This is a genomic window from Paenibacillus dokdonensis (genome assembly GCF_004916975.1).
Taxonomy (GTDB): domain Bacteria; phylum Bacillota; class Bacilli; order Paenibacillales; family Paenibacillaceae; genus Paenibacillus_AQ; species Paenibacillus_AQ dokdonensis.
Genome location: NZ_STGQ01000001.1, coordinates 3,184,438 through 3,202,244 on the forward strand (window position 1 = coordinate 3,184,438; position 17,807 = coordinate 3,202,244).

General features: G+C 43.9%; 18 protein-coding genes and 2 pseudogenes. 2 read left to right on the forward strand and 18 right to left on the reverse strand.

The annotated features are described in order from the left end of the window. Positions 1-61 precede the first annotated feature (61 nt). From E6W40_RS14665 to E6W40_RS14695, 7 genes and pseudogenes are all read right to left on the reverse strand, one after another. Positions 62-658, reverse strand: coding sequence for a hypothetical protein (locus E6W40_RS14665; protein WP_136606127.1), 597 nt, complete (start codon positions 656-658; stop codon positions 62-64). Next, positions 655-1,233 (reverse strand): annotated as a pseudogene (locus E6W40_RS14670) (DUF2087 domain-containing protein); the annotation flags it as partial. The gene E6W40_RS14665 and the pseudogene E6W40_RS14670, both read right to left, overlap by 4 nt. A 15-nt stretch (positions 1,234-1,248) precedes the next feature. Then, complete coding sequence (locus E6W40_RS14675) at positions 1,249-2,403, reverse strand: beta-ketoacyl-ACP synthase III (protein ID WP_136606129.1); 1,155 nt, start codon at positions 2,401-2,403, stop codon at positions 1,249-1,251. 231 nt (positions 2,404-2,634) lie between these two features. Continuing rightward, positions 2,635-2,955 carry a thioredoxin family protein gene (locus tag E6W40_RS14680; RefSeq protein WP_136606130.1) on the reverse strand — a complete coding sequence of 107 codons (321 nt, stop codon included), beginning with the start codon at positions 2,953-2,955 and terminating at the stop codon, positions 2,635-2,637. 2 nt (positions 2,956-2,957) lie between these two features. Next, positions 2,958-3,329 (reverse strand): MerR family transcriptional regulator, encoded by a 372-nt coding sequence (locus E6W40_RS14685; protein ID WP_136606131.1) that lies wholly within the window; start codon positions 3,327-3,329, stop codon positions 2,958-2,960. A gap of 142 nt (positions 3,330-3,471) precedes the next feature. Beyond that, the gene (locus E6W40_RS14690) at positions 3,472-4,005 is read right to left on the reverse strand and encodes an RDD family protein (protein ID WP_136606132.1); all 534 of its coding nucleotides are present in this window, start codon (positions 4,003-4,005) and stop codon (positions 3,472-3,474) included. 365 nt (positions 4,006-4,370) lie between these two features. After that, positions 4,371-5,198 carry a helix-turn-helix transcriptional regulator gene (locus E6W40_RS14695; RefSeq protein ID WP_136606133.1) on the reverse strand — a complete coding sequence of 276 codons (828 nt, stop codon included), beginning with the start codon at positions 5,196-5,198 and terminating at the stop codon, positions 4,371-4,373. Positions 5,199-5,315: 117 nt separating this feature from the next. Between E6W40_RS14695 and E6W40_RS14700 the strand changes: the two genes are divergently transcribed. Beyond that, complete coding sequence (locus E6W40_RS14700; protein WP_136606134.1) at positions 5,316-6,164, forward strand: NAD-dependent epimerase/dehydratase family protein; 849 nt, start codon at positions 5,316-5,318, stop codon at positions 6,162-6,164. A gap of 379 nt (positions 6,165-6,543) precedes the next feature. Here the strand turns inward: E6W40_RS14700 and E6W40_RS14705 are convergent. The 5 genes and pseudogenes from E6W40_RS14705 to E6W40_RS14725 form a co-directional block, all read right to left on the reverse strand. Beyond that, positions 6,544-6,813: pseudogene (locus E6W40_RS14705) on the reverse strand (recombinase family protein); the annotation flags it as partial. A 115-nt stretch (positions 6,814-6,928) separates the two neighbouring features. Further along, positions 6,929-8,122 carry an MFS transporter gene (locus tag E6W40_RS14710; RefSeq protein ID WP_136606135.1) on the reverse strand — a complete coding sequence of 398 codons (1,194 nt, stop codon included), beginning with the start codon at positions 8,120-8,122 and terminating at the stop codon, positions 6,929-6,931. Positions 8,123-8,204: 82 nt separating this feature from the next. Further along, a complete protein-coding gene (locus E6W40_RS14715) occupies positions 8,205-8,909 on the reverse strand; it encodes a TetR/AcrR family transcriptional regulator (RefSeq protein ID WP_246073014.1) in 705 nt (234 codons plus the stop codon). Positions 8,910-9,184: 275 nt separating this feature from the next. Then, the gene (locus tag E6W40_RS14720) at positions 9,185-10,285 is read right to left on the reverse strand and encodes a DUF1648 domain-containing protein (RefSeq protein WP_136606136.1); all 1,101 of its coding nucleotides are present in this window, start codon (positions 10,283-10,285) and stop codon (positions 9,185-9,187) included. Positions 10,286-11,031: 746 nt separating this feature from the next. Then, entirely contained in the window at positions 11,032-11,673 is a 642-nt protein-coding gene (locus E6W40_RS14725) for an FMN-dependent NADH-azoreductase (protein ID WP_136606137.1), read from the reverse strand. Between the two features lie 200 nt (positions 11,674-11,873). On the opposite strand from E6W40_RS14725, the gene E6W40_RS14730 reads away from it, so the two are divergent. Continuing rightward, a complete protein-coding gene (locus E6W40_RS14730; RefSeq protein WP_136606138.1) occupies positions 11,874-12,386 on the forward strand; it encodes an Rrf2 family transcriptional regulator in 513 nt (170 codons plus the stop codon). A gap of 125 nt (positions 12,387-12,511) precedes the next feature. Here E6W40_RS14730 and rlmD read toward each other — a convergent pair whose 3' ends face one another. The 6 genes from rlmD to E6W40_RS14760 all read right to left on the reverse strand — a co-directional run bounded on the left by rlmD (position 12,512) and on the right by E6W40_RS14760 (position 17,707). Then, complete coding sequence (rlmD, locus tag E6W40_RS14735) at positions 12,512-14,083, reverse strand: 23S rRNA (uracil(1939)-C(5))-methyltransferase RlmD (protein WP_136606139.1); 1,572 nt, start codon at positions 14,081-14,083, stop codon at positions 12,512-12,514. Between the two features lie 86 nt (positions 14,084-14,169). Next, positions 14,170-14,499 carry a chaperone CsaA gene (gene csaA / locus E6W40_RS14740; RefSeq protein WP_136607015.1) on the reverse strand — a complete coding sequence of 110 codons (330 nt, stop codon included), beginning with the start codon at positions 14,497-14,499 and terminating at the stop codon, positions 14,170-14,172. 140 nt (positions 14,500-14,639) lie between these two features. Then, positions 14,640-15,410, reverse strand: coding sequence for a hypothetical protein (locus E6W40_RS14745; RefSeq protein ID WP_136606140.1), 771 nt, complete (start codon positions 15,408-15,410; stop codon positions 14,640-14,642). Next, the gene (locus E6W40_RS14750) at positions 15,400-16,557 is read right to left on the reverse strand and encodes a hypothetical protein (protein ID WP_246073015.1); all 1,158 of its coding nucleotides are present in this window, start codon (positions 16,555-16,557) and stop codon (positions 15,400-15,402) included. The genes E6W40_RS14745 and E6W40_RS14750 overlap by 11 nt, the downstream gene beginning before the upstream one ends. 114 nt (positions 16,558-16,671) lie before the next feature. Then, a complete protein-coding gene (locus E6W40_RS14755; RefSeq protein ID WP_136606142.1) occupies positions 16,672-17,127 on the reverse strand; it encodes a hypothetical protein in 456 nt (151 codons plus the stop codon). After that, entirely contained in the window at positions 17,120-17,707 is a 588-nt protein-coding gene (locus tag E6W40_RS14760; RefSeq protein WP_136606143.1) for an RNA polymerase sigma factor, read from the reverse strand. Before E6W40_RS14760 ends, E6W40_RS14755 begins: the two co-directional genes overlap by 8 nt. Between the last annotated feature and the right edge of the window lie 100 nt (positions 17,708-17,807).

A 17,807-nucleotide genomic window follows, 5' to 3' on the forward strand; every position in this document is an offset into this window, starting at 1 on the left:
GTTACCTCCCCTCATTCCGGTTTCTCAAAGGATATACGAGTTGGATATCCTTTTCTGCAATCTATCCTTCATACAATATATGATTATGGTCTGCACCTACAATGCACAGCATTCTTTTCCCTGAGTGTTTCAAAATGGCGTTTTTTATCCGCTGAATCATAATCAGATGTCTACATACCCACCTAAATAGATGTGCTTGCGGATTTATTTGTTCTAACCACTCGTACTTCTGTTTCGTAATCATATCGAATTCTACAGAATTGAACGGAATTGCACTCAAATCCCATGTTGAAAGTTGTCTTTGAAACCATTGCTCTAACTCACAGCTCAATTCTTGTCTTTTTTGTTCATTGTAGATATTGAATGGGTCAAAATCCATCCACACATCCAGCTCAACCCAATCGATAGGTACAAATTCGATTTTATCTTTTTCACATAGTGGAAAGATCAAATCCCAATATTCGCTAGCCGGTTCTCCCCAATATCCTCGATTACTGTTATCTAGATTATATTTTTCCCAACTGTCGGGAAGCACCTCACCACAAATAACATCCGGATTAAATTCTAATATTAACTCCTTAATGAAATCCAGTGATAAATTATACTTTTGCCTGAGTTCATCATCATGTACAACACCTAAAATACCTATCGTCGTCACGAGAGGACCTCCCATCTCGCCCACATTTCTTGAGGGTTTAATTCGTAAATTTGATTCTCCCTAAACATGAATTGATGCATAATAAATTCCCTGCGTATCGTCGCAAAATCATCATGGAAATTTTTAATGAATTCATTGAGCTCCTTCTCGCTATACTTGCGCCCCTTATCCAACTGAGACACGAGATGATCCAGCACAATAAGTTTTTTCTTAAGTTGAACCGGGAGACTTTTCAATTTCCCATCGGATGTGAAAAAGTTTTTAATGACGGAATCTTTCATTCGTTTTTGATCATCATGCGAAATGTCCATATCTCCCTTAGAATTAGCTTTTCTATATATCAAATCTTCCGTAGCGCTGGCATTATTTTTGATGAAGTAATGATTTAACGAAAAATATATCGTATTTTTATCCCTTCGTTCGTTGATCAGACTCGCTTCTCTCAGTTTCGTCGTATGATGCGTTATTGTAGCAGGTGTAACACTTAATTTTTCCGCCAATATTTGACCATTAAGTTCTCCATCAGCAAGTAGAATCAAAATTTTTATTCTTGTAGAATCTGCTAGCGCCTTATATGTTTTCCTGACCGATTATTGGGTTACATGTGTCGACTCAGATGATGAACCCACTACAGTCAATAGCATGACAGAAGTTTGGAATCTACCGCTCTCGGGCACGACGCACAACACTTGCTCTCCCTCAGAGAGATGTCCCGAATTCAGCAATTCCTCCAGCATAATATAAATCGAAGCCGAACCCGTATTGCCCTTCGTGTATAAATTCGTAAACCATTTCTCATCCGGGATAGTCACCCCGCCAAGTTCCAATAACCGGAATATTTCTTCCTTGAAAACATGCGAAGAATAATGACAGACCATCCAATCAATCGCCTTAGGGTCAAACCGGCCTTCCTCCACAAGTTCCAAAAATCGAATTACTCCTACCTTTGTTATTTCATTAACAAGCCGTACATCTTGCTTCAGATTAAGGGCTCCATGATCCGCCGCCTCATGAATGGATGAATAATCAAGCCAGGATTGATTTCCGTCTTCTTTACTCATTCCTGAATACATACAAACATCGTATTTATTCGCATACGACTTGTTATCAATCCATTCAATACGGAGCGATTGTCCTACGCTGGAAGGAGTATTTTGCAATATGGCTGCTCCTGCTCCATCCGAAAGCATAAATCTTAAAAAATCGGTGTCGAAGGGTACCCGGCTGCTGCCATGAATACCCTGCGCTTCATATTTGGTATGTTTAAATTCACGGCTCAGAAACTCACTGGCACAAGAGATCGCAACTTCATGCTCACCGGATTTAATATGTAAATAAGCATTCTTAAGCGCATGCATTCCACCCGCACATAACCCGGAATGTGATGCAATTTCCATAACGGGTAAACCGCTCTCTGCATGCACCATACTCGCAAAGCCAGGTAGAAGCACGTCACCTCTAGTCGTACCTGTCGCAAGGAATCCGATATCATGATCTGCCACGTTCCCATTTCGTTCTAATGCATCCCGAATAGCCAGAGAAGCCATCTCTGCGTTCGTGTATAAACTCTTCTGTTCTTTATCCATCGCATAATACCGATACCGAATTTGATTCTTCTCAAGAATAAGACGCTTGGTTTTGGAAGGCTTACCTCCAATTTTGCCGAGATAATCCTCCATATCATCATTGCTAACCGGGGATCCAGGAAGAAACTTACCCATACCTGTAATGTAGACTGAATTCATAGAACACCTCTCAAATTTTAATATATTTGTTAATTATTATAACTTATAGCATTTGTAAAGTATTGGATTTTTTTGTACTTAATCTCAGATATTTGACGGATTTTGTAATTTATTCTCGTTAGCTCTTTGAATAGCAGACAAAAAGACGCCTGGATCATCCGCATCCGAGCGTCTTCTTTATTCTCTATTTTTGAAAGTCATCGTCTACATCTTCTTCATTCGTTTTACACTCTACTCCACATACCTCGCAAGCGCCGCCTGGTATACTCCCTTGGGTCTGAGTCCAATCAATTTGTCCATCGGTTCGCCGTTACGGAACACGATTACGGTAGGCGTGGACATGACGCCGAATTCTGCGGCTATCTCAGGTGTTTCGTCACAATCCACTTTCAAGATCGATAGTCGGTCCCCTTCTTCATTACTCAATTCGTCAAGAATAGGAAGCAGCACTTTACAGGGCGGGCACCACTTCGTGACAAAATCGACAAACGTCACTCCCTTCTCTCGAATGGCACTCTGAAAAGTTGATGCATTGATGGTTTCTATACTCATGTTCAGTCCTCCGGTCCACTTGTTTTCCGTTCATCTAGAATCGACTGCATGCGTTCCTCCAGATTCATCTTGATGTTTTGCAGCTGGAGTATTTGTGCTTCGATCTCCGCAAGTTTTTGGCGGTATACTGGAAACACTTCCTTGCAGAACGCCTCTTTAATCGTCAAGACGCAGTGCAGAAAACTGGCGATCTGCTCCGTAGTCAATCCCAGATTGAGATACAGCTGTATGGTCCGCACCTGCTCTTCCGCAAATGGCGAATATTCCCGGTAGCCGTTCTCGCGCCGAATCGGCGTAAGCAATCCCTGCTCATCGTAATAACGAAGCGATCGGATGCTGACTCCGGTGCGGACTGCAAGTTCTCCAATTTTCATACTTCAGCGCCTCCTACATGAATGATTCGATTTCATTCTATACCCTGACATTAATGTGAGGGTCAAGAGATAATTTCTCTCCAAATAAATTAATATGAGCGGACGATAACCCGTTAAAAGTCTGAATATGTGATGGAGTGCTCTATTCCTTGTACCTTATTACCGTTCCAGCAATCACGTCATATATCGTTTGTTTATTTTTACTCCACAATGGACTTATCAGGTAGAAAAGTATTAATCCGTAGACCGTCGCCAATAAAACATAAATGATGGAGTCAGGGTAATCGGAAGGAATAACCATGTGCCAAATGGTGAAATGGGCCAGCTCCCAAGGAAGAAATTTAAGCGCAGAACGAAAAAGTGAGGAACCGAGTCCGATGGATTGACCGCGAATACCACTTACTACAATCCCCATTTTTCGTTTCCCCCATGTCGCATGTGATTTTGAAAATTCACCTATGGCAAAATACAGATACACTGGCAAGGTAATAAAAAGAAACCCGGTGATCTCTGCCAGCAAGGCATTTGTCGTAAACAGTGGAACCAACCACGGTCGTATAAGAAAAGACAGGCCCACCAGCAGGAGCAGATAGCTCGCAATGATCACATAATCCCACAAAAAGGCGATTATACGCGTACCTAAAGATACGCTTTTCATATTTCCATGTATATGCATAGCTATACCCCTCAGAAAATAATCCGGGATTACATTTAATGAATCCTGCCCGGTAGCTTCATAGTACTTTAACAAGAACACTGCTTCTGAGCTGTACGGCAGCTTTTTGAATGATTCTACAGGATCTGCAGTAGAGTAAACGAGTAAGCCGCTCATGGATAAACCTGAAATCTACAAGGGGATTAATTTTTCGTCGTAATAAGTGATCTCAGGTATTAATGCCGCATTTGCGTTCACTGATCAGGGACACCCTGTTACCATCCGCAATAATAGATCAACATCTGGAATCTTATACGCTTCATCCTCGTGAATATTCAAGGTCATTAGAAGCATTCTACCTATTGCCCTGTAGGTAACGACTTTTCTTAAGGTCTCAGTAAACTCTTGAGATGCTCTGCAGTCGATGATGAAGCGATATAAATCATGATCTTTAGCGTTGGATCATTTGGTTGCTGCAATGTCACGTGCTCAAACTCCATCTCCCCGATCAAGGAGTCACTCCATCGCTTGTGGCAATCGGTGATGACTTGAACGTCATGTCGCAGCCAGCAAGAACGGAACAGTTCACTTATCTGCATAAATTCCTCTATCAGTTCCTTAAACCTCGGGTCATGTTGGCAGTACACGTAATCTGCTCGAAACCGTGCAATCATGACACGCGCTTTTTCTTCCCAATCCAAGTTGTTCATTTGAAGCGATGGATCAGTCAAAAACCGTCTTAGCCAATTGGGCCGTTGCTGCATTTCCTTAGAGAAAACCGGTAGTCTAAACACAACCTCCGCCGCTTTGTTCCACATCAATAAATCCCAACTTCTCCCCAGTATAAAAGCTGGATTAGGTTCAAGAGCAAACACTGTTCGCTCCAAACCAGTACTCACTTCTTGATCCACTTCATCTTTCTCCAATTCTGTTTGGCTTGCCAGCATGTGGAGATGACGTCGTTCATCCATGGACAATCGTAACCCTTCGGACAAACCATCCAGTACCTGCTCGGACGGATTAACTACTCTGCCCTGTTCCAATGAGGTATACCACGAGGTACTTATATGGGCAAGTTGGGCCACCTCTTCACGTCGAAGTCCAAGCGTTCGGCGTCGACCATATGACGGCAACCCTACTTCTTCCGGGGTAAGGCGCTCTCGACGTGCTCGCAAAAATTCACCCAGCGATTCGTTTGTAGAACTCTTTTTCATAGTTTAATCCCCTTCATCCTAACACTACCAATCGTACGATAAACACAGGAAGGCAGTTGATTCCACAATCTGTAATACTACAAGTATAGCATCGACAATATGAGGAGGACATCAAAAGTGAATATATTCGTAACTGGAGCAACAGGAAAAATTGGAAGCCGGTTTGTACCTCGTTTACTGCAACGCGGTCATAACATTAAAATTTTGGTTCGCGATGTTTCGAAGGCGGACTCTTTTCAACAGCAAGGGGTCGAGGTTATAGAAGGTGACCTTTTGCAAATAGAAAATCTCGCAACTACATTGCAAGGCATGGATACCGTGGTACATCTGGCGGCACAATTTCGTGGAGTAGATGAAGCAACTGCGAGAATATCTAACATCGATGCCAGCATTCTTTTAGCAAAGGCTGCCCTGAAGGCGAATGTTCCAAGGTTTGTGTTTGCTAGCACAAATTTAGTTTATGGTGCAGGTACTCATAGCAGACCGAGCCGTGAATATGATGGGCTACGACCTGCATCCCCTTATCCACAAACTAAAGCGGCAGCTGAAAAAGATTTGCTTCTGATGCATCGTGAGCAGGGATTAGGTCTTCGTATCGTAAGATTTGCTTTTGTCTATGGAGAGCGTGATCCCCATATCTCGGAATTTCTGCCGATCATGAGCAAATGGAACCCTGCCAAACGACTCCATATGGTACACCATGCGGATGTAGGCCAAGCGCTGCTACTTGCCACCTCCACACCGGACATTGATGGCAGCATCTATAACGTTGCCGATGACTCCCCCATAACAGTGTCAGAGCTGGTTCAACTCCATGGTTTTCCTCACCAAGAATTAGTGGGAGCCTTACAGCAAGAATTCAATCCATGGGATATGATCGTGGATACAACACTCATACGGGACGAATTAAACTATCGTCCTATATTCCCTTCCTTCTATACGGCAAGGGATGCAGGAGCATTGTAATAGCTTTTAAGCCCCTTATCCCTTTTAGGGGCTTTTTCAGTTTCATAACAGGCGAGTAGATCTTCATCTAAAGATCTTGTTCGTATTAGGCTAGCCTACGGGATCAAACCGCTGAGCAACTGGGCCAAGTAACCTACCAGCAAAAACAATACCTTGAGCAATACTGTTACATCTCATCTATTCTTTCAGTACCATCAATATTACGCATTCCACGTGACTTGAGTGTCGGCCACTCTTATCGACCAAACGATGTGCCATCTCAGAAGTCAGTTCATCCAACTTCATGAACCGCTTGAGTTCCTTCTTCAATCGAACGATACTTTCACCTATGCTACTACTTGCCTGTAAAGACTGAAAGCCTTTTAACTGATCTTAAAGGCTACATAGTAGCATTGCCGCTTTCTGTTGCTTCCTTGTATTCGGTCATTTCATCTTTTCTCTCAAATGTGTTGATAGCATGGTCAAGTGTGATAATACCGATATGATTCGCTAACGCAATATCTCTGATCTGATAGGATAGCCCACCGTTACGAGCAAGGCGTGAGAGTTCTGTTGCTAGAATTGCATCAAATTTTAGAGCCTTTGCATCCCGTATCAAGCGTTGCAGATTTTCTCTCTTTCCAGTTGTCCCGCTCTCAACATCTACATAGAAGTCAAATACATAAAATGAAACAGCGGCGCACTAGGACTTGAAAAATAAAGTCTTAGACTGCCGCTGCTTTTATTGCTATCGTACCCGTTACTTCAATAATTTATAGATATAGTTAATTTTTCTCTGTCGTATAATAAATCATCGCGATGACCGGAAAAGCTATTCCAATCCACAACACTGCACTCCAGCCACCTAAGGCATATGCCCACCCACCTAAGGCTGATCCTATGGCACCGCCAAGAAAAAAAATGGCCATGTATAATCCATTTAATCGGCTACGAAACTCTGCCCCTAATGAAAAGATGACACGTTGTCCAAGAACCAGATTAGCAGAAACTCCCATGTCTAAAAGGATCGCTGCAACAACTAGGGTTGCAACTGCAGCCCTCGAACCGCCTTGAATCATCAGGGGAAGCAATATAGAAATGATAACAATAGCTAGCGCTAATCCTGTGGCAGGTCGAATCCAGCCTCTATCTGCAAAACGTCCTGCCACAGGCGCAGCAACCGCTCCGGATACTCCAACCAGCGCGAATAATGCAATCTCTTTTTGAGAAAAATGAAAAGTGGAGCTGCTCAATAACAAAGGAACCGTTGTCCAGAACAGACTAAATGTTCCGAACACACAAGCGTGATAGATCGCTCGACGACGCAGAACCGGAGTCGTTCGGAGTATATGCCACATGGAGCCCATAAGGGTTGGGTATCGTACATTTATCAACGGTTTCCTTGCAGGCAGCGCCTTTGCTAATAAAAGTGCCAGAACAAAGATCATTGCAGCAGACAAGAAGAATACAGCGTGCCAGCTCAGGAGATCTGCCACCAAACTCGATACAGGACGCGCAAGCATGATACCGAGTAACAGACCACTCATGACATTACCAACTGCACGTCCGCGCGAGGCATTGGGCGATAGATGAGCTGCATAAGGTACAAGCACCTGAGCTGCGACTGACCCTACCCCAATAAATAGTGAAGCTATGAGGAATAGCGCTGCATTTTTCGCTACCGCCGCAATCGCCAAACCGACTGCAGTGAAGAGCAATAATGTCACTACCAGCCGTCGGTTTTCAAGAATGTCTCCCAAGGGTACGATAAATAATAAGCCGACACCGTAACCAATCTGGGTAAGTGTGACGACAAGCCCTACAGTTTCTGTAGATAACCCGATTGCTGAACTGATTGGTCCCACCAGGGGCTGCGCATAATAGAGATTAGCGGCGATTAAACCGCATGAAATTGCTAGAAGGAGGGTGATCCAAGATGAAACAGTTTTCTCAACTTTTTGGTCTGCACTTAAACTCATAGCAAGCTCCTTTACAATAGTTATGGAAGATGGTAGATGTATTTTTCGGAACGATCGTTCCGGTATGATCAAAAAAAATATGTTACAGCATCTCAATCACAATATTAATCATGTCATGAACAACTTTCTTGTCATTTTCCACTTTGGAAATTACATTTATACTATGATTAAGGTTAAGCAATAAATGTGATAGCACTTTTATATCTTTTTTTGGGTCGATTTCTCCTGTCTGCTGTCCTTTTCGTAAAAGATCATAAAAAGACTGTTCCAATCCCTCAAATCGGTCACGTATTAATTTACGTAGTTCTTCATCTGGTGAATCCATATCAATGGTTGCATTTGTTATCAAGCATCCTTTTGGTGAATCCTCATCAAATGCGGAAGTAATGTGCTGATCAAAATACTGGCGGATTCCAACTTTCGCAGACGGCGCATTTACCAAAAGATTTCTTTTATTTTGCCCTATTATTTTGTAATGGTGTATTGCCTCTACATAAAGCGTCTGTTTGTCCACAAATGTTTCGTACAAGCTCGATCTGCTTAATCCCATTGCTTTTAATAAATCCGGTATGCTTGTCGCTTCGTAACCTTTTTCCCAAAAAACTAACATTGCCTTATGAAGTACGTGCTCCTTGTCAAACTCTTTTGTACGTCCGATGGTTACTCCCTCCTCACTGTAGGAACAGTATAATATTTCGGGAACGAATAGTCCAGTATTTTTATTGTGATTCCAATCCCGATGCACTGTATGCGGGAACACACTGCAGTAGGATACTGTCTGTTGCAATCCGTAGAACCTTGTTTTTATGAGTTCTTCACCAATGAACTTCCGTTTTAGAAGGCCTACTACAGTTGATTTCCGTTGATCAAAAAAAATCTACCCAGACGAGAAACCCTTCTCTTCTAAGCAGATCTATATATTTCTTATAATTTTCCCGCTGCTTTCACCCGCAAGACTCATTCCATTACCAAGCTGCGCTCCCAAGAACATCGCCGATAGATCAATTCCAATCGCGATCCAGACGAGTGCCATGGACAGCCATTTCTCTACTCCGGTGAGTACTAACCTCCAAGCCTTGTTACCACAGCTAACAGTACAATAATTCCGAGCAAAATCAGCCAGATTACTGGATGACCGAAATTTAATCCCCAGCCGACTCCGAACCTTTTCTCGACGATTAGGTTTGGATCCTTGCGATTGAAATAAATCATACCTAATAGCCATTTATCATCATCATGGACAGGTCTGACATTGGAGCGATCGGCAGATCGCTCCAATCGGCTTCCGCCCTGACCAGCCCAGAACGATAAGGAGAGGGCGTATAGGATGATAAAGGCTATTATGATTAGGATAATGGGGATAGCGAAATTGATGTTAAATAGAGATATCATGTTTAGTTGCACGACGGAAAACAGGATAACTATTAAGAAGCTTGCTGTAATCGTAAAACAAGACCAAGCACGGCGGAAAGTTACGTCTTGTCTGAGGGAACGATTCGGATCAGTGGGTTGAACCTGCTGCTTCACTCTGCGAATACTCCAATTCTCAAATATGAACAAAAGTGTTATGAACACTTGCATTATCGTAGGCATAAACACAGAACTATAAGATTTAGCTGCATAGCGGTCTGCGTTCCAACTGCTGTTGAAATGGATCGGAATCTGATCAGGAATCAGATCGTAGTTGCGTAGCACAGTTACAATACTAACAACAATAATTAAAACATGAACGAGGAACCAATTACTAGACAAGCCAATGTTTCTTTTCCGAATATCGGTGTCCACTGCCATGATCGATGATTCCGGAGCAATAGGCAGCACAGGTAGTAAACTTTTCATTTTGAAATGATAGCTAATGTTTATGACTAGGGAGATTACGACCATGGCGAGTGAATAAGTGACAATGATCCAACTTTGTTGCTTGGAATGTTCATCACTGTATATTAGGCAGATGATACCACCAATGAATAGGATGGTATGCAAGGTAGCACTAATCCTAGCATATGACTTCCGCATCTGGCGCAGAGGCTCACTGTGGAATTGTACAGCGCTGATGGTGACCCCAAAACTAATCGTCTCTCTTGTTAAATAAGGCATGCTTACCATGAGTACAATGGTAGGTACAAATATAAAGATCATTACTATAACAGGCATTATCGTCATATCATTCGCCTCCTCTTATACATAAGTATGTATTCGAAAACTCAATAACCTTTAGAGCATAGGCGATTCATAACTATGCCTTTTTGCGTATGATTATCCTATTAACTTAGGATAGGTAATCGACTTGAACATAAATTTAATTATAATCGATTTTAGTGACTACAAGGGAGAAATTAACATTTATCCAGATCTTTTTGTTACGCAGAGCTACTCATCTGACAACTGAATTATGGCAAGTACATCTGTTTGAAATTCTATGTAGTAAAGGACAGGTTTTCGAATAAAGGGTGGGATAACCAGCAGTAGCAAAATTGGGCGAAATGCTTGCCTCGTATCTGTAATGGCGCGGATTACTGCGTCAGAACTTTTATATAGAATTTCAAGGATTGACTCCCTATCCATCCAATGAAACGCCTTTGCAATTAAAATGAGCCGAAATGAACCCCAATCGTTTGATTTATCTTCCGCCTTGCCATGCAACCATCTAACGTTCTGCACCCTGTTATCATTGGACAATCGAATTGCTTCATCTATCATCTCGGATTCAGTCGGAGCAACAAACACTTTCCAAACGTAAGGCAGAACTAGAATAAGTTATCGAATCACAAAAAGACACGGAAGAGCGATTCCGTGCCTTCAAGAAACAAATATCGTTGTTTGCACATCTTGATATTGATGATGAGCAAGTTCTGAAACAGTTGCTTCATCAAATAATTGAAAAAATAGAGTTAACCCGTAAGGAGAGCTTACTTTACTGCTAACTTAGAAGCGGCATCTTCAGCTTCTATATATCCCTTTTGTAGTGCTTCATCTCTATCCAGTATATCTGTCCCTTGCACTCGAAGAATTTGATAATCCTCAATCCCAAAGAAATTAAACATCGATTTAAGATACTTATGTGAGTACTCCACTTCAGTATACCAGTCATTATTGGTGTAGATTCCACCACTACCTTGAATTACAACGATACTTCTTCCATCTTTAAGAAGACCGACTGAACCAGTATCTGTATATTTAAATGTTTCTCTTGCAATCATAACATTATCCATATAATCCTTCAGTTTTGATGGGATATTAAAGTTATGCAAAGGATAAACAATGACATACTTATTAGCACTCTTAAATTGCTTTAATATCTCACTCATGCGGTCTGTTAGTTCTATTTCTTGACCCGTTAATTCTTCACCTGTTCTTTGTTTCCGCCATGCACTAAAAACAGTTTTATCTAACATGGGTACTTCATCTTCGTATAGATTAATTTGTTCAATTACTTCGTTATTTGAGTGCTTCTCTTTATATACTTTCAAAAAGTAATTGAATACATTCAGACTTGCCGAGGTTTTTGAATCAAATTCTGGATGTGCATTGATAATAAGTAGTTTATTCATTGATAATTCCTTCCTAAAATGAATTTTCATTAAATCTAATTGTAGATCAATTTAATCGCCGATTAATTAAATCTATATTATACCCTCAAAAAATTAATGTCAATTTATTCAGCGTTGTAATTTATGTAAATTGGCAAATATGAAATTGATGCTATACTATTTTAATAAAGCCCTTTAACAAGAAAGTTGGTGATTTTTATATGCAGTATAGTGTTATGGTTGAATATGCTTTGCATAGCCTTGTCTATTTAATAGACGTACCTGAAGAGGAAAGCATTGGAATAAAAGACCTTTCAGAATTTCAAGGACTTTCAGAAACGTATCTTTCGAAAGTTCTAGGGAAATTGTCTAAGGCAGGTATTGTAAGTTCTACACCTGGGGTAAAGGGTGGTTATAAATTAGCTAAGTCTCCCGAAGAGATTTCTTTTTGGGATGTAATAGAAGCAGTTGAAGGAGTAAACCCAATTTTTCAATGTAAAAATATATTAAAACATAATCTTATGTATTCAGATAATGATTGGTCTAACTGTACTTGTACTTCCGGCAATCCTTCTTGTACGATTAACATAACGATGCTTGAAGCAGAAGAATATATGCGTGAGTTTCTTCGTAATAAAACACTTGCATGGTTAAATAAGGAACTCGATCATACTTTACCTCAAAAAGTGCGAACAGATGCCCGAGAATACTTTATAAGAAAAAACACTAACTAACTCAATTCATAAGTTAATATTTCTGCAAGAGAATCCTTTTTTTAACTACATTTCATCTTCAAAGCAACAAAAAAGAGGGGTCGCTGCCCCTCTTTAACTTTTCTCTTGCCAATACATCTCAACTATTAGTCATTCCTTACCAACAACGCCACACACTCAACGTGACTCGTCTGCGGAAACATATCCACCGGCTGTACCCACTCAAGATGATAGCCGCCGTTCAGCAGCACCTGGCAGTCTTTTGCCAAAGTTGCCGGGTTGCATGAAACATACACCAGCCGCTTAGGCTTGGACTTCACGATGGCGTCCAGCAGCGGACGTTCGCACCCGGTACGCGGCGGGTCGACGACCACGACATCGGGGCGGATGCCGCGGCTGACCCAATCGGGCAGCAGCTGCTCGGCACGGCCTTCATAAAAATGGGCGTTAGCAACGCCAGAAGATTTCGCGTTGTCGCGGGCATCCAGCACCGCCTCGGGAATCAGTTCGATCCCCCGGACTTCCTGTGCGAACGGTGCCAGCCAAAGTCCGATCGTGCCCGTACCGCAGTACGCATCGACCACAAGCTCTGAGCCGCTGAGCCCCGCAGCCTCCTGAACGGCATTATACAACCTAACCGTCTGATCCGGATTCAGTTGGAAGAATGCCCGCGGAGACAACGCGAAACGCACGTCACCGAGAGACTCCTCCAGCTGCTCTTCACCCCAAAGGATCACGGTCTTGTTACCGAAAACAAGTGGAGATTTGCCCTTATGGATGTTTTGTGCGACCGTAATCACCATCGGCAGCCGCTCGCATACTTTTTCAACCAGTCGTTTCGAATCAGGAAGACGGTCCGTTGATGTAATGAACGTCAGCTGCACTTTGCCGGTGGCTTGACCGACACGGGCCACGATGGTCCGGATCGCTCCCTCACGCGTCCGTACATTGTAGACAGGGATCTGCAGCTCCTCCATCACTTCCTTAACCCGCTCGATGACATGGTTGACCACCGGATGCTGAATCGGACATCCGCTGATATCGATCAGGCGATGCGAGCCTGCTGCATACAGACCTGCGATGATGTCTTCTCCTTCTCGCCCTGCCTGAAGCTGTGCTTTATTCCGGTACCCCCAGGGATTGTCCATGCCGAAGATCGGTCGAAGCGGAATATCCTGCAGCCTCGCATATCGCTGGAAGGATTCGCGCACAATTTCTTCCTTGGCCTGCAGCTGCGCCGCATAGGTCATATGCTGCAGTTGACAGCCCCCGCAAATCCCGTATACGGGACAAGGCGGCTCCTGCCGCTGCGGCGAGCGCTTTTCGATTTCGATCATTTCTCCGGTCAGGTATCCTGGCTCTACTCTGATAACTTTAGCCTTGACCACTTCATCCGGCAGTGCGCCATCGATAAACACAGCCTTGCGGCGGTAATATCCGACGCCTTCTCCATTGATGCCGATACGCTTGATCGTGACAATGATCCGTTCTCCGGGCTTCACGTTCTCGGCGGAAGCAGCCTGCTTATTCGCAGGATTCTGCTGCCGGTATGTCGGCTTTGGATTTTTCTGGGATGTTTGCGGTTTACCCTGCTGCTGTTGCTTCGGATGGGCAGCTTTTGTCCGGGCTGAAGGAGCACCTGCCGGTTTGGCAGTTCGCTTGTCCGGTCCGCCACCCGCCTTGCTCCCTTTCGCCTTGTTGTGTATTCTCTCAGCCATCCTGATAATCGCTCCGTTTCTCACATGAATTCATTCTACTACTATATCACAGTGGGCCTTCATTCCCAATGTCGTATGACTCTCCTTTAGGCAATAGGTGTTCCGTTAGGCACTACTACGTCCGGCTTCAAGAGTACCACGTCTCCCTCTTCGGGAGTTCCGCCCAGCACAAGCACTTCTGAATCAAAACCCGCAATCCTCCGAGGCGGGAAGTTCACCACCGCAGCTACTTGTCTGCCGACAAGCTGACCCGGCGTATATCTCTGGGTGATTTGTGCTGAAGAACGTTTAATCCCCAGCTCGCCAAAATCGATTTCCAGCTTGATCGCTGGCTTACGTGCTTTTGTAAAAGCTTCCGCTTTCGTAATTGTGCCAATCCGGATATCCAGCTTCAACAAGTCTTCTATATTCGCCACTTTGATCACACTCACAGTTCTAAAAATGATAGTCTGGTACCATCTTAACAGACACCCTAACAGGTGACAAACCATTGGAGCTCATATGATAACCTGATAAAACGGAAAAAAGGAGCAGTCTCTGCTCCTTCATCCTCAAATTACATATCTGCTGGCTCTATCACCGTGCCGTCATTTCGGCGGATTTCCACCTTCAGGCTCTTAGGGGCTACGACGGTCATATTGAGCGGCGACCAGCTCCCTCCAAACATGCTATTACTTTTAGGTGGATCCGAGAACATAATGTAGAGTGTATCTCCAACCCGTTTCATCTGCGTCAGACTGTCAGTATCCAGAAAGCCCGCATTCGCGGCCGTGGTCCGAAAGTTTGCAAACATATGCACTTCCTGCACGTTTCTCTGGTCCACCTTGACTTGATAAGGGTTATCCCCTTGAATAATAAGGTTATGGACATCCGCCGGTATATTCTCGGTCCATTCCGGAAGTGTAATGGTATGCTCCACTTCATTCAGTGACTTTCGCACACCGTCAACGACCCCTAGCGAGCTTAAGCCGGCAAATACGAGGCAGCAGAGCGACAGAAAGCCAACAAAAAACACACTCAGCACATCATAAGACATCTTCCCGTTTTTACGAAAAAACAAAGTGTACAGCAGAATCTCAAGTCCCAATAAAATAAAGATGATTGGCCACCACGTCATCGCAGTGTCGAACACATCGCTTCCCTGCCATTGCGACAAGAAAATAATGATGCCAAGCATGAAAATGGAAAGTCCCATGGAGAATGTGCCTACCCGCCAGTGCCTCTGGGAAGCGAGCGCCGAATCTGATTCTAAAGAAGAACCAGGAAAAGGCTGCGGCACCGGTGTTTCACCAAACACCATATGCGTTTGCGCACGATCACTTTCCATGCCGCTTCTCCTCCCTGCTCGAACGCTTCTTCTCTGTCCCCATCATCAGCTTGATTCCGCCAGCAATCAGGAGAATCGAAACGATCACCGGCTTAAAATATTGACTGATTCGATCATCGAAATACATATCAGGTAAAATCTTATTCATCACGGGTATGACAAAACTGGTCACCACATAATACAATCCGAGCAATAGCAGCCCGATGCCCAACCAGCGCTGATGATTCGATATGCCCTCCACGATTGGGCGGTCCACCAGCGGCTCACGTCCATAACGGCTCGTTTGCTGCAGTCCATCAAAAAATGAGAAGAACCAGATCAGCGGGATCAAAAAGAGAAAGAGCGACAAATGCAGTACATCCAGCACATATACACTGCCCAGGAATATGACCATGAGCTGAAGTCCCCTCTTTTGAAGTCCAAGATACATATGCCCTGCGCCTGGAAAAGCGGACAAGAGTGTAGCAATGACTTTGCTGCGCTTGCCTTCCTCGCGTCCAGCTTCCATATCGTCGAATAGGCTATGGTCTTGAAGCATTTCTCCCGCCTGTCTGCGGTGAATGAGCTGAACGGCATCAAACATACAGTACAGCCAAATGATCGGGAGTATACCGAGGAACAACAGGAATATCGTATGACTGGTCAAGCCCGTCAGGAAAAACATAATCGTGCCGAGTCCGAAAAAAGCAATGAGAAAAGAAAGTCCGCGCTGCATCAAACCCATATGAAGATGTCCAAGTCCCGGTACAAAGGAGAGCAAAATGGTGTAAAAGCGCTCACTCTCCGGACTCCTTACAGCGCTTGCTGGTGGTGGATAAGGCTGGAATGAATGCATCTGCTGCCCTTCCATCTCCTCCGGATCCGGATAGATGCCCATTCCTGCAGGCGGATTGCCCGGATTACCGTAATGGGGATGCCCATGCGGACCATATCCGCCAGAGTGATATTGATTATTCTGTACAGTGGGGATCCGCAGCAGATAGACGATAAGATCCAGCATGCAGATGATCCACAGGACGAACGCGCAGACTGCTGTTAGCGCAAAGACGGCTCCTTCACCATTACTGGCCACAAACAGCATAAACCCGAGAAGGATTCCTCCAAAGAACAGGAGTGGATATATAAACCCTCTACCTTTTCTCCCCATATAATAGTGCCCCAGCCCAGGGATGAAATTGAGGATAAAGGCTGTCATTTTATTGCGGTACGGTTCCAAATTCATCTTTCCTTTCAAAAGATATATTCATCTATTTATTAGTTTTTAAGGCTTAATCCGGTCAAGCCACCCCGTCGTCACTCGAACGAGCTCCTCGCTGTAGGAAGCTTTGTTTTCATGAGCATTAACCTGCTGTGGCCCAGGCGTAAGCTTATCGAACCACCCTGCCGAGAGGAAGATCAAGGTTAAGCAGGCTGCTATCGCATAATGGAATAATCGGTGCTCATACCAACGACGCCTGTTTTCTTTCTGCTCCAGGTGTATATTATTGACTTCCGGTGCTACAAGCTGACTCATGACATTTTGTACAAACTGCTCCGGATTTCCCATGACAGGAAGACCATCCGCTTCCATATCCATGGCCTGCATATACAGTGAAAAAGCAGTTTCATCCTCAAGAAGGAGCGTTTCCATCCATTCGGTCAGCCCTTGCGGGGTTTCACCACGAATATAAGCTATCCATTCCTCGATTGTCAGTATTGACTGCCTGTTGTCACTCATTCCATTCTTCCTCCTTCCAGTGGTTGCGAATCCAGCTTCTTGCCCGGTACAATCTTGACTCCACAGTTTTCACCGCAATATCCTGCTCCCTGGCAATCTGGTCATAGCTTTTTTCCTGTATATAAAATTGAATTAAAATATCCTTGTGCTGGGCAGGCAAACTGTCCATTTTTCTCTCTAGCAGCAACTTTTTCTCTTGGCGGACCAGCTGCCCCAGCACATCCTCATCAGCTGATGGCAGATGCTCAATAAGCTCTCCTTCAGCCATTTGGTCTTCCCGCCGCCTGTTCAGCTTGCGTTTGGCATCAATCGCTTTATGTACCGCGATGCGGGTAATCCATGTTTTGAACCCTTGGGAACGGTAATCCGGGAGAGATTTATAGACTTGCAAAAAAACTTCCTGTGCCGCGTCTTCCGCTTCTTTCGGTTCTTTTAGCACAGAATAGGCGGTTTGGAAAACATGCTGCCCGTAATGCTCTACAAGCATCTGGAATGCAGCCTGGTCGCCGCGCCTGATTTGATCGATCAATCGTTCTTCGTCAATCTTTCTCTCCCCCTTCCCCGTATCAATAGACGACATGAATTTTGCTAACCCTGCATCTTTTCCGAAAAAAAGTTCATGAAAAGAAAACAGCCACTTTCCCCATGGGGAAAGGGCTGCTATGATATCCTTTTTTTAA